9 protein-coding genes, 1 tRNA gene and 1 pseudogene are annotated in these 13,720 nt (G+C 32.9%); 5 read left to right on the forward strand and 6 right to left on the reverse strand.

Annotated elements, in window-relative coordinates:
- Window positions 1-4 precede the first annotated feature (4 nt).
- From mdh to JBKA6_RS04695, 4 genes are all read left to right on the forward strand, one after another.
- A complete protein-coding gene (mdh, locus tag JBKA6_RS04680) occupies window positions 5-928 on the forward strand; it encodes a malate dehydrogenase (protein WP_096687373.1) in 924 nt (307 codons plus the stop codon).
- Window positions 929-1,033: 105 nt separating this feature from the next.
- A tRNA-Ile gene (locus JBKA6_RS04685) sits at window positions 1,034-1,107 on the forward strand.
- A 106-nt stretch (window positions 1,108-1,213) separates the two neighbouring features.
- Entirely contained in the window at window positions 1,214-2,227 is a 1,014-nt protein-coding gene (locus JBKA6_RS04690) for a cytochrome c oxidase subunit II (RefSeq protein WP_096686345.1), read from the forward strand.
- A 29-nt stretch (window positions 2,228-2,256) separates the two neighbouring features.
- Window positions 2,257-3,987 (forward strand): cytochrome c oxidase subunit I, encoded by a 1,731-nt coding sequence (locus JBKA6_RS04695; RefSeq protein WP_096686347.1) that lies wholly within the window; start codon window positions 2,257-2,259, stop codon window positions 3,985-3,987.
- Window positions 3,988-4,179: 192 nt separating this feature from the next.
- Here JBKA6_RS04695 and dnaE read toward each other — a convergent pair whose 3' ends face one another.
- The 4 genes from dnaE to JBKA6_RS04715 all read right to left on the reverse strand — a co-directional run bounded on the left by dnaE (window position 4,180) and on the right by JBKA6_RS04715 (window position 11,451).
- On the reverse strand, window positions 4,180-8,484 hold the full coding sequence (gene dnaE, locus JBKA6_RS04700) for a DNA polymerase III subunit alpha (protein ID WP_096686349.1): 4,305 nt from the start codon (window positions 8,482-8,484) through the stop codon (window positions 4,180-4,182).
- Between the two features lie 103 nt (window positions 8,485-8,587).
- Window positions 8,588-9,712 (reverse strand): 2-iminoacetate synthase ThiH, encoded by a 1,125-nt coding sequence (thiH, locus tag JBKA6_RS04705; RefSeq protein WP_317044154.1) that lies wholly within the window; start codon window positions 9,710-9,712, stop codon window positions 8,588-8,590.
- A gap of 553 nt (window positions 9,713-10,265) precedes the next feature.
- Window positions 10,266-11,234: an IS1380 family transposase gene (locus tag JBKA6_RS04710; RefSeq protein ID WP_096686351.1), complete on the reverse strand. Its 969-nt coding sequence runs from the start codon at window positions 11,232-11,234 to the stop codon at window positions 10,266-10,268.
- The gene (locus JBKA6_RS04715) at window positions 11,215-11,451 is read right to left on the reverse strand and encodes a hypothetical protein (protein WP_096686353.1); all 237 of its coding nucleotides are present in this window, start codon (window positions 11,449-11,451) and stop codon (window positions 11,215-11,217) included. The genes JBKA6_RS04710 and JBKA6_RS04715 overlap by 20 nt, the downstream gene beginning before the upstream one ends.
- A 263-nt stretch (window positions 11,452-11,714) precedes the next feature.
- Here JBKA6_RS04715 and JBKA6_RS04720 point away from each other — a divergent pair.
- A pseudogene (locus JBKA6_RS04720) lies at window positions 11,715-12,602 on the forward strand (IS982 family transposase).
- A 106-nt stretch (window positions 12,603-12,708) separates the two neighbouring features.
- Here the strand turns inward: JBKA6_RS04720 and JBKA6_RS04725 are convergent.
- A complete protein-coding gene (locus JBKA6_RS04725) occupies window positions 12,709-13,311 on the reverse strand; it encodes a lipoprotein signal peptidase (protein WP_096686356.1) in 603 nt (200 codons plus the stop codon).
- 19 nt (window positions 13,312-13,330) lie between these two features.
- The gene (locus JBKA6_RS04730; protein WP_096686358.1) at window positions 13,331-13,714 is read right to left on the reverse strand and encodes a TraR/DksA family transcriptional regulator; all 384 of its coding nucleotides are present in this window, start codon (window positions 13,712-13,714) and stop codon (window positions 13,331-13,333) included.
- Window positions 13,715-13,720: the final 6 nt, after the last annotated feature.

Genomic DNA, 13,720 nt, shown 5'->3' on the forward strand with positions numbered 1-13,720 from the left:
AAATATAAAAGTTACGGTAGTAGGTGCAGGAAATGTGGGGGCAACATGCGCAAATGTGTTGGCTAATAGGGAGGTATGTAATGAAATAGTCTTATTGGATATAAAAGAGAATTTTGCAGAGGGTAAAGCTCTAGATATGTGGGAGACATCTCCTGTAAATCTTTTCGATACTAGAATATTTGGTTGCACTAACGATTATTCTAAAACAAAGGATTCTGATGTTGTAGTTGTTACATCTGGTATTCCTAGGAAGCCAGGTATGAGTAGGGATGACCTTATAACTACCAATGCTAATATAGTAAAGGGTGTAGTAGAACAGATAATAGATTATTCTCCAAATGCTAAGATTGTAATCGTGTCTAATCCTCTGGATATAATGACTTATGTAGCGTATTTATCTGCCAAGGTAGATTCTAAAAGGGTCTTTGGAATGGCTGGTATTTTAGATACAGCTCGCTATAGATCTTTTTTAGCTTTAGAGCTGAATTGTTCACCTAAGGATATTCAAGCCGTGTTGATGGGAGGTCATGGAGATACTATGGTTCCTCTACCTCGTTATACTACTGTAAGTGGTATTCCCGTTACCGAATTGATAGATGAAGAAAAGTTGAATTCTATAGTAGATAGAACAAAAAGTGGGGGAGGTGAGATAGTTCAACTTTTGGGAACATCTGCTTGGTATGCCCCTGGAGCTGCAGCTGCACAGATGGTAGAAGCTATAGTTAGGGATCAAAAGAGAATTTTCCCTTGTTGTGCCTTTTTAGATGGAGAGTATGATATGAGAGATATTTATTTAGGAGTGCCAGTAAAATTAGGTAACAACGGTATAGAGCAAATAATAGAACTAAAACTGAATGATGGGGAGAAAATGCTTTTAGAGCAATCTGCAGAGGCGGTAAGAGAAATCATGAAAACACTAAAATTCTAGTATTTCTGTTATATTCTGGTCAGTTCTTGTAAATGAGTATTAAATATATTTATCTTTTGTTGTTTGATAAATAAAAATAGTGTAATATTGCACAGCATTTTAGTTGGTCCTATAGCTCAGTTGGTTAGAGTAGCTGACTCATAATCAGTTGGTCCCTGGTTCAAGTCCAGGTGGGACCACTATTTTTTTTAAAAAAAAATAGTTTGATAAGAGAAAGTTTTTTTCTTTTTTTCTTTTTTTTCTTTCTTTGGTTTCAGCACAATTTAATCAATAATTTTTTAGTAAATGACTACGTTTTTAGTTGTATTGGTTGTTTGTTTGGCTTTGATTTCTGTGGCTCAGATTATGAGCATACTCAAATTGAGTAGCGCCAAAGAGGTAACCGATGCTGATAATGATTTTCACGGAAAGTTGTTGTTGTTTTTCATGTTCGCTTATCTGATTTTTGCGATTTCTACTATGTTTTATTGGGGTGGGGTTATCCTGCCTAAATCTGCATCTGTACATGGAGAAGAGGTCGACAGTCTAATGGATATTTCTCTTGTAATCATTTTAACTGTGTTTTTTATAACTCAGCCTGTTCTTTTTTACTTTTGTTATAAGTACAGGGGGAATAGTACAAAAAAAGCTAAATATGTAGAGCATAACAATAAGTTAGAGTTGATTTGGACTATTATTCCGAGTATAACTCTGGCTATTTTAATATTGTACGGTCTTAACACTTGGGTCAATATTACTTCTCCTTCTTTTGAAGGAGAAGATCCTTTGGTCATAGAGTTATATTCCAAACAATTTCAATGGCAAGCTAGATATGCAGGGAAAGATAATGTTCTAGGTAAGGCAAATGTTAGGTTTGTAGAGGGGAAGAATACTATGGGTATAGATATGGATGATCTAAATGGAAAAGATGATGTCATGGTAGGAGAGATTCATTTACCTGTAGGAAGGTCTGTCTTGTTTAAGTTTCGTTCTCAAGATGTTATACATTCGGCTTATATGCCACATTTTAGAGCCCAGATGAACTGTATTCCTGGTATGATAACTCAGTTTTCTTTTACTCCTAGTGTCACCACAGAGGACATGAGGCTAGATGAAAAGGTTATAAGACAGGTCAATGACATAAATAAGATCAGGAAAGTTAATGGGCAAGATGAATACGAATTTGATTACCTTCTCTTGTGCAATAAGATATGTGGTGGAGCTCATTATAATATGCAGATGAAGATAATTGTTGAAGAGCAAGAGCAGTTTAATGAATGGTTGAGATCAAAGGATACATTCGAAGAGTATATAAAATAAAAATAGGTTTAATTAAATAATCTTGTATTATGTCGCATCATAGGTTCCATAAAGAAACTTTTATGTCTAAGTACATATTTAGTTATGATCACAAGATGATAGCTAAACAATATTTGCTCACAGCTGTTTTTATGGGGTGTGTCGGCATGCTGTTGTCTCTGTTGTTTAGAATGCAAATAGCGTGGCCTGAGCAACCTTTTGCTATTCTTGAATTTTTCTTAGGAAAGTGGGCTGCTGGCGGTGTGATGAGTCCAGATGCATATTTGTCTTTAGTAACTATGCATGGAACTATTATGGTTTTCTTCTTACTTACTGCAGGCTTGGGTGGTACCTTTAGCAATTTACTAATTCCTCTTCAGATAGGAGCTAGGGATATGGCTTCTGGATTTTTAAATATGTTGTCCTACTGGTTGTTTTTCATTTCAACTGTAATTATGCTGATATCTCTCTTTGTGGAGGGAGGTGCCGCTTCTGTGGGGTGGACTATATATCCTCCTTTGAGTGCTTTACCAAAATCTATGCCTGGTGCTGGTCTAGGTATGACATTATGGTTGGTGTCTATGGCCGTATTTATTGCGTCTTCTCTAATAGGTTCTTTGAATTATATAGTTACTATACTTAACCTTCGTGCCAAAGGGATGACCATGGGAAGATTACCCCTCACCATATGGGCCTTTTTTGTAACAGCTATATTGGGTGTATTGTCGTTCCCAGTGTTGTTATCTGCAGCTCTTCTCCTTATATTCGACAGAGGATTTGGCACTTCGTTTTATTTGTCTGACATATTGTTGCAAGGTGAAGTCCTTCATAATCAAGGAGGGTCTCCAATTTTATTTGAGCATTTATTTTGGTTTTTGGGTCATCCAGAGGTATATATAGTTTTATTGCCAGCTTTGGGTTTATCTTCAGAGATAATATCTACTAATTCTAGAAAACCTATTTTTGGTTATAAAGCTATGGTTGCGTCTATTCTCGTAATAGGGCTTTTAGCTTGTATAGTTTGGGGGCATCATATGTTCGTATCTGGTATGAATCCTTTTTTAGGTTCAGTATTTACTTTTACAACATTACTTATAGCTATTCCCTCTTCGGTAAAGGCATTTAACTACATGGCTACTATTTGGAAGGGTAATGTAGTATTTACTCCTGCAATGTTATTTTCTATAGCTTTGGTATCTGCTTTTATAACGGGAGGTTTGACAGGTATAATCTTGGGTGATAGTACTTTAGATATAAATGTTCACGATACTTATTTCGTGGTTGCTCACTTTCATATCGTGATGGGATTGTCTGCAGTATTTGGAATGTTTGCTGGGGTATATCACTGGTTTCCAAAGATGTTTTGTAGAATGATGAATAAGCAATTGGGATATTTACATTTTTGGCTCACTATGTTTTGTGCTTACGGAATATTTTTTCCTATGCATTATTTAGGTTTGTCTGGTTTACCTAGGAGGTATTACACTAATTCTTCTTTTCCTATGTTTGATGATTTGGTTGATATAAATGTGTTTGTAACTATTTTCGCTATTTTGGCGGGGTTAGCACAATTAGTATTTATATTTAACTTCATATACAGCATATTTAAGGGAGAAAGGGCTACTCAAAATCCTTGGAAATCTAATACTCTGGAGTGGACAACCCCTGTAGATCATATACATGGTAATTGGGAGGGAGAACTCCCTCAAGTTTATAGATGGCCGTACGACTACAGCAAGCCAGGTCATAAAGAAGATTATATACCTCAGTCTGTTCCTTAGAGGGTCTTATAAGAAGGGTTATAAGAGGGTATATTTGTAATTATTTGAAAACTTATATTGATAAGTTAAACTTGCACAGGTCAAAAGTGCCCTGGCAACTGTGTTAGGGTTCTTTTGTTTATAAACTTGGCCCCTATGACACACTATATAAAAATATTGTGTTTTGATAGCGTAATATTCCTCAGAGAGATACTATAATTCAATTTTATAATCTAAGTACTCTTGTTGCTTTAACATATCTATCTTTTCTAACAGAGATGTATTTATATCTATTCTCAACCTACTAATGAGAGGTACATGTATATCCCTATCCTCCACTTTAGTGAAAACTGTCATCTTAAATGACTTATCCCCTTTGTACTTAGAATAAACAGAGTGTAATTCATCTGTAATATGACTGTCAACTTTTTCGAGAGACATTTCTACATCTAGAGATTTTGCCTTTGATACTACATCTCTTAATAGACATACTTCTATTAATTTAAAATTCAATCTATCGCTCCACCCTAATTTGAAAGCTCCACTTAGATATAAAAATTGTCCCTCTATAAAAAAGTGCTTATACTTGAGATAATCTTCTCCAAATAGAGTTATACTAAAACTGTTTTTATAATCTTCAACGTTAAATATTCCCCAATAATTTCCGTTTTTAGAAATATTGTGTTTTACACTGATCACTATACCTGCAAAAGAAAATGATTTATTTAAAAACTGTTGGGGATTATTTTCTATGTATTTTACATGCTCTAAATCGTGAGAACAAAAATTATTTATTACTGTCTTATAATTATCCAGAGGATGTCCTGACACGTATACTCCTATTATCTCCTTTTCTCTTTTTAATAAATTGATCTTGTCCCACTCTTGACAATTTGGAAACTTAGGTTCTGGTATTTGAGTCTCTTTATTATCTCCAAAGAGAGACAATTGAGGAGATTCTATATTTTTTTTATATACATTAGCCCATTTTAAAATTTCTTGTAAGAAAGATACTCCGTTATTTTCATGAAATAAACAAGCCCTACTGTTATCTTTTAACACAGAGTCGAAAGTACCACTCATAGCAAACCCCTCAAGAGCAGTCTTATTAATAGCTCTTATGTCAACTCGTTTTAGCATATTGAATATAGAGGTGAATTTTCCATTTTTTTCTCTCTCTTGAACTATATCCTTTATCGTTGCACCACCTACTCCTTTTAAAGCTCCCATTCCAAACCTTATATCTCTATTTTCATTTACTGTAAATTTGTATTGACTCTCATTTATATCAGGGATCAAAACCTCTATTTTCATTCGTTTACACTCGTTCATAAAGAAAGTCACACTACTGATATTATTCATATTATTGCTCAATACAGAGGCCATAAACTCCGCTGGATAATTAGCCTTTAGATAAGCCGTTTGATAACCTATATAAGCATAACAAGTAGAATGCGATTTGTTAAAAGCATAAGATGCAAAAGCTTCCCAATCTTTCCATATTTTTTCACATATTTTCCTGTCATGTCCTTTTTTTTCACATCCCTCTAAAAATTTAGGTTTTATCTCATCTATTAGTGATTTTATCTTTTTCCCTATAGCTTTTCTAAGTACATCGGCCTCTCCTTTAGTAAATCCTGCTAATTTTTGTGAAAGAGACATGACCTGTTCCTGATAGACCGTGATTCCATATGTTTCTCTTAAATGTTCTTCCATTTCTGGGAGATCGTACTCTATTTTGGTTACCCCCTGTTTTCTCTTTATAAAAAATGGAATGTATTCTATAGGCCCTGGACGATATAGAGCATTCATAGCTATTAGATCTTCAAATACAGTGGGTTTTAATTCTTTTAAGTATTTCTGCATGCCAGGTGATTCATATTGAAAAACACCTATTGTATCACCCCTTTTAAACAGATCAAAAGTCTTTTGATCTTCTAAATCTATCTGATCTATATCTAATTTTTTACCGTAGTTGGCATCTATAATCTTTAAAGTGTCTTTTATTATGGTCAGGGTTTTTAATCCTAAGAAATCTACTTTTAATAATCCCGCATCCTCGACCACATAATTGTCGAATTGAGTCACCAATAATTTGGAATCTTTAGATGTAGTAAGAGGAATATATTTGGATATACTATCTGGAGCTATAATTATCCCACACGCGTGAGTTCCTATATTTCTTACGGATCCCTCTAGTACTCTAGCTTTATTTATGACCTTCGACTCTAAGGTGTTTTCTTTTTCTGATAACTCTTTTAGTTTGATGACATCTTTGTACTTATCCTTAGATTTACTCTTAAGTTGTTCTTTATTCATATTCCAAATGCCATTTAAACTAATGGAATCTGGAATTAATTTGGATATGTAATTAGTTCTATCTAGAGGCATCTGTAAAACTCTTCCTACATCTCTTATGGAAGATTTAGCGCCCATGGTACCATAGGTAATTATCTGTGCTACTTGATTATAACCGTATTTTTTTACTGTCCAATCTATTATTTTGTTTCTTCCTTCATCGTCAAAATCTATATCTATATCGGGAAGAGAGACCCTCTCTGGATTTAAAAATCTCTCGAATAGCAATCCGTATTTTATAGGATCTATATTTGTTATCCCTATACAATAGGCCACTAGAGAACCAGCTACCGAACCTCTACCTACTCCTACGGACACTCCCATTTTTCTAGCTTGAGAGGTAAAATCTTGTACTATTAGAAAATAACCAGGATAACCTGTTTTTTTTATTGTTTCTAATTCAAAATCTATTCTCTCTTTTAACTTATCGTTAATAACTCCGTATCTGTCTTTAGCTCCTTGATAAGTTAGATGTCTCAAATAGGCATTTTCTTCGGTGATATTTTCTGCATCATCATCTGATACAAAATCTTTAGGTATATCAAAACGAGGTAATAAAACATCCCTTTTTAAAGTATAACTCTCGCATTTATCTACAATTTCTTGAGTGTTTTCAATGGCATATGGTATATCCTTGAAAAGGATTTTCATCTCTTGAGTGGAACTAAAATGAAATCTATTATTTGGAAATCCAAACCTCTCATCTCTTTTTATCCCTTTGGGAGTACTCTGATATTCACCATTCTTTACACACAATAAGATATCGTGAGCATCTTCATCTTCCTGATTTGCATAGTGAACATTATTCGAAGCTATTACTTTAACCCCATATTTCTGAGAAAATTTCAATAGAGTATTATTTACTATTTCATTCTCTTGTAGATCATGTCTTATGAGCTCAGCATAAAAATCATCACCAAACTGCTCGTGCCACCACACAAAAGATCTCTCAGCCTGGCTTTCTCCTACATTTAAAATTAAAAAAGGGATTTCAGAGTGTATATCACCTGTCAGAACGATTAAATTATCCTTGTATTTTTGCACCAAAGGCCTGTCTATCCTAGGAACGTAATAAAAGCCATTTACATGAGAATGAGTACACAGATTTGCTAAATTGTGATAACCCTGTTTATTCTTTGCCAAAAACACCATAGACAAGCCATTATCTTTCTTAGTCTTGTCTTGACAATTGTCACAAATATTCATCTCACATCCTAAAATCCCTTTTATCCCTTTTTTTTTGGATTCAGATAAAAAACTATAAGCTCCAAACATATTACCATAATCCGTTAAAGCTATAGCCGACATGTTATCTCTCTTAGCAAGATCTACCAGATTAGATACGCTTAAGGTCGATTGTAATATGGAAAATTTAGAATGGCAATGTAAATGAGTAAAAGAAATATCATCTAACTCTAGGTCTGTCTTTTCCAGAATTTTTATATCGGTATTATTCTCATCTTTGGCATTCTCTATAGGTAGATAGGGCTGTATATTGAGACCTAACAACTGTATTTCTGTAGGATTTGCAATTTTAAATTCTTCTATCTCTGACTCTGTTGTGGATAAATCTTCAGGGCTTAATATGTCCCTTCTTATCATCTCCAAAAAACATCTAGAAGTAGCTTCCACATCTGCAGAAGCATTGTGAGATTCAGAGAATTCTTCTTCAAATAAAAAGGTATATAATTCCATAAGATTAGGGAATTTAAAACTACCTCCTCTGCCTCCTTTTATCTTACATAGATTAGCAGTTAAATCACCACATGTATCTATGCTTTTTAAGGAGGTTATTCTGCTTGTATCTAAGGCTTTTCGATGCATTTCAGCACCTATTATATTTATGTCGAAACCCACATTATGCCCTACTAGAAATTTTGATTTATCTAAGGCTAGATTAAACTCAGACATGACAAGATCTATAGTAACGCCTTGTTCTATAGCCCTCTCTGTAGAGATTCCATGTATTTTTGTGGAATTAAAAGGAATAGTATACCCTTCTGGTTTAACAATATAGTTTTTTACCTCTATTAGTTTCCCTTTTTCATCGTGTAGCTGCCAAGCTAATTGGATCATTCGTGGCCAATTATCCGTATCAGTAATTGGAGCCTTGAAATCTTTTGGCAATCCTGTGGTCTCAGTATCGAAAATAAGGTACATAGGTTGAAATTATAGAATAACTCTTTATAGTAAGTTAATTAGCTTGTAGCTTGAAAAATATGATCTAATGGCAAATAATAAATTGATCTTATTATTCACCAGTTTAGTTAATCTGTAATACAGAATCCCAATCTTTAAAAACAGGTTCGTATCCTTGTTCTCTTATCATCTCAGTGAATTTGTCTGTAGATCTATGATCCGATATAGAAAACTGTTCCAAACTGTCTTCTTTCCCTTTGCTGTATCCCCCTGGATTTGTTTTAGATTCGGCACTAGCTGATGTTATTCCTGTCTTTATCAATACATCTCTAAATGCTGCCCTCTCTCTAGTTGAGATAGATAGTTCCACTTCTCTATTAAAAATTCTATAAGCACATATGAGCTGTATTAATTCTCCCTCAGATATAACTGATTTTATAGGTATTTGCGATGCACAAGGTTTTAACCTAGGAAAAGATATAGAATATCTAGTCTTCCAATAAACTCGTTCTAGATATTGTAAATGCATGGCGCATAAAAAAGAATCTGTTCTCCAATCTTCCAAACCTATCAACACGCCTAATCCAATCTTATGAATGCCAGCTCTTCCTAATCTGTCGCATGTCTCTAATCTGTAATCAAAATTTGACTTTCTCCCCTTGGGATGATGACTCTTGTATCTAGATCTGTTATAAGTCTCTTGATATATTAAAATAGTATTTACCCCTAAGTCTATTAATTCTCTATACTCGACTTCTTTAAGAGGTTGAACTTCCATGGAAATATTAGAAAAATGAGATTTGACTAGAGGAATGACTCTTCTAAAATACTCCATCCCTACTGTTCTATTAGATTCACCTGTGAGTAAGACTATGTGTTGGTATCCCATTTTTTTAATCATAGATATCTCCTCTATTATCTCTGCCTCTGAAAGCGTTTTACGTTCTATATTTACATTCATACTAAAACCACAATAAGTACATATGTTTTGACATTCATTAGATAAGTACATTGGAATGTACATCTGAATCGTATTTCCAAAACGCTCTTTGGTAAACCTATTACTCATTTCTATCATGGTCTTTAGATAGACTTTGGCAGATGGAGATACAAGGGCCTTAAAATCTTCTAGATCAAGAGATTTTTTGGTCAGTGCTATTTCTACATCTTTTTCCGTTTTAGAATATATACTCTTTTCTATATCCTGAAATTCATAAGTATCGAATATGTCTTTAAAATTCTTTATCAAAGTAATTAGGAAATATCTGAGTTATAAATCAAAGCGCTAAAGTAAATATTTTAACATAAAAAATAATCCTTTGTCTCTCCATTTTGAGAGGCCTGAAAATAAAGTAAAACCCCCTGTTTGACTAATAAATCAGAATAAATGCTTTACTTTTAAAACACTTGGAAGACCTTTAACAATTGAGATTAATTATATTAAACTCCCGCTCTTTTTACGAAGCCGTCTCATTAATTAACCCGCATTATTCATAGTCATACTAAAATAGATTAGACGTGATATTTTTTCCTTAACTTTTTTACTAATCGAAGAGAACTCATCTTCTTTGTCGTTTTTTTGCACCTTTTTTTAGGATGACAATGCTCTTTTTTAGTGTTTTTACATGGTTTTTTAACGACAAGGCGTAACTATCCCAAGGTTGTTCATTTCACAAATAAACAACCGTTACTGGGTAATAATTTCCCGAAATAAACCCTTGTAAACAAAAGATTTAGATAGCTGATAATAGATTCGCCTTTTGGTAATTTTAATCGTTGCTCCTACCTTGAGAAGATAGGTTCTAATCGAACTGATTAANCATTTTTTTTGCTACTTCAAATCTTGTTTTCTTTATCTTCTGTTTCAGTAATAAAAACATTTCATAGGCAAGACTACTCATCATAAGTCGAAAAAAATTAGCAAGAAAACTATGATTTGACAAACGATCAGAAAAACACATATTTTTAACTTCTTTTATTCTATTTTCACTTGAATCACCTCTTTTCACATAAAAGTCAAAGTAAATTTCTCTAGCATCCTTTTGGGGAAGATTACTAGAAAAATGCCTTATGTTCATCCCTAATCCTGTACTCTCAACTTTAGAATAGCACTGTTGAGGCTTGTGCCAACTCTTGGCTTTGTACGTAAAACTCATAAAATGTTGGTGCTTCTCTCCCTGATCTAAATACATTTTTTTTACAGCATTTTTTGACCAAGATACCTTTCTTTTTAAAACTTCATTGCTCGCTATGCCTGTCACATATAGTAAATCAAAATCATCTACTAATTGGTAAAAAGGAGCGCAACTAAAGCCGCTATCACTTCTAATAATTATTTCCATCTCTGGGTGACTCTCACGTATTTTGATAATTATTCGCTTTAAAATACTCACATACCATTTATTAGAATGACTATTTCCTGGGCGGAGTACAGGAAGGATAATCTGTCCTGTTTTTCCATCATGAAAAAATAGTTCATTGTACATGAATTGACTATAATAACCGTTAAACATTGACAATTGTTGACTGCCATGAGTTGGATCATCAGTTGAATCTACGTCAATAACTATTCTCTTACGATCAGATAAACTTGAAACATATTTGTATAACCACGCATCACAAAACTTAAAAACAGCTTGTTTGTCAAAGCTATTCTCAAATCTTGATATAGTAGGTTGAGAAGCCAAATCACCTTGAAGAACATCTTTGAATAAAGGATCGTTATGTAAATGATTAACATCATTGGCGTCTTCATAGCCTAACATGATCATATAAACCCCTTTGTTTTAACTGTTGCTTTCTGGTATAAGTAATAAATCTAGAGTCTCGAGTATCAGGCAAAAGTTTACTGTAATAATGAATCAATCTATGATCTCTTTCTAGTTTTTCAAGCATGATTAAAGATCCATCAGAGCTAATTTCTGATGATGAAAAAGTTAACTCAACAGAAGTTTTCCCTCTATAAAATAATGTGTTTTTATTCCTCATTTTTGGGCTATATTAAAGTATGTTTCTTTGGACTTTAATGCCTTAAAATTAACACTTTATGCGCAATATTTAAAGGGTAACTATGAATAATCTGGGTTAAGCGAGGCGTTTTTTTAAAATTTTTGGTATTTAGCACTACATTTTAGTTTCCTTTTAACTTGAGTTCGATTAATAATTAGGTGTAAAATAGTCAATAAAAAACAATGGAATTAGATTAATTTAACTCTCTAAAATTCAACGTTTTAATTCTAAAAAAAACAGGTGTGATAACTCGCTCGAAAATCACAGAAATATTTTGTTTAGTTGATGAATTCTGTAAAAAATATTCTCAAGTTATTGATAAAGCACTTTTGGGGAATAAATCAAAACGCCCATGTAAGAATAAGCTCTAGCCAAATAATGACCATAATGATTATTTTTCAACACAGTAGCATGAGAAATTTCAAGCATTTTTATTTGAATTATTTACAAAAACACATGACTAAAGAATTCCCTAAAACCGTATCATACAACAGATTTGTGGAATTAATGCAACAGAATTTATTGCCTCTTACCTTGTTGTTAAAGACATTCTGTTTAGGAAAATGTACTGGAATTTCATTTGTAGATTCCACTCCGATTCGTGTTTGTAAACATAAAAGAATAAGTAGAAATAAGGTATTCAAAGGCATTGCTAATGTAGGAAAGTCAACGATGGGCTGGGTTTATGGATTTAAACTTCATATCGTCACAAACGACCGAGGAGAAATACTAAATTTTTGCATCACAAGAGCAAATGAAGATGATAGAACGCCATTAAAAAACGAGCGTTTTTTGACTAAAATATTTGGAAAACTCTTTAGTGACAAAGGATATAAGCAAAGATTTAAGAAAAAATCTCTTTGAAAAAGGCGCAGAATTGATTACCTCAGTTAAAAATAACATAAAAAATGCCTTCATGCCAATGATTGATAAACTATTACTCAGAAAGAGATCAATCATAGAAACCATCAATGATCAGCTTAAAAATATTTGTCAAATAGAACATTCTAGACATAGAAGTTTTGCTAATTTTCTAACAAATAATTATTTCTGGACTTATCGCCTACAGCTTTTCGCCCAAAAAACCCTCTATCAAATATCCAACCATCGGTAATGCCCGTCTTATCTAGGTTTATTAATCGAACTCAGGTTTAAATGGCTTTTTTGTTTTACCCCTTTGAATTTTATGAATTTAAATAACAGTTTAAAATTTTTGTTTCAATAAAAAAAAGGCTATTAAATAGCCCCTTTGAATTTATTCTGAAATAAAATAAACAAACCTATTCCTATAGAAATAGATGTGTCTGCTATATTGAATATGGGTTGAAAAAACACGAAATAATCTCCTCCAAAAAATGGAATCCAATCTGGTAGAAAACCTTTGTACAAAGGAAAGTATAACATATCTACTACTTTGCCAAATAATACGGGGGCATACCCTCCAACCTCTGGTAAAAAGGAAGCTACCTTGCCAATACTATCATCAAATAAAACTCCATAAAAAATCGAATCCATTATATTGCCCAAAGCACCAGCCAAAACAAAAGACATAGTAGATATCAAAATTTTACTTCGATTATTTATTATAGCTTTTCTCAAATAAAAAAATATAAAGGTTACAAATATTATCCTAAAAACAGTTAGAGCAACCTTGCCAATGTCTCCACCAAACTCTAAGCCAAAAGCCATGCCTGGGTTTTCTACAAAGTGTATTATAAACCAATCTGTTATACGTATCTCTTCGCCTAACATCATATTAGTCTTTATCCAAATCTTAGATAGTTGATCTAAAATCAATACAGATGAAATAATTATTATAGAACAATATTTTCCTTTCATTTATTATTTAATTTTAATCTTATTCCTTATTCTTTTTTGCATCTATACTCAAAGTAGTATGTGGAACTATTTTTAATCTCTCTTTCTTGATTAAATCACCTGTTTCTCTGCATATTCCATAAGTTTTATTTTTTATTCTAATAATGGCATTATCCAGATCTCTTACAAAGCGTTTTTGCCTAATAACTAACTGCATATTAGATTCTTTAGACATAGTTTTAGAAGTCTCATCAAAAGATTTAAAACAGGGAGAAGTATCTTCTGTCCCATTACCTTCCTTATTAGACAAAATAGATTCTATAACTGCTATATCTTTCAGTGCCTTTTCCCTTTTATCTACTATTATTTGATAAAATTCTTCTAACTCTTTGTCAGAGTATCTATTGTTTTTACTTAGACTCATGATATT

This window comes from Ichthyobacterium seriolicida, from assembly GCF_002369955.1.
GTDB classification, from domain to species: domain Bacteria; phylum Bacteroidota; class Bacteroidia; order Flavobacteriales; family Ichthyobacteriaceae; genus Ichthyobacterium; species Ichthyobacterium seriolicida.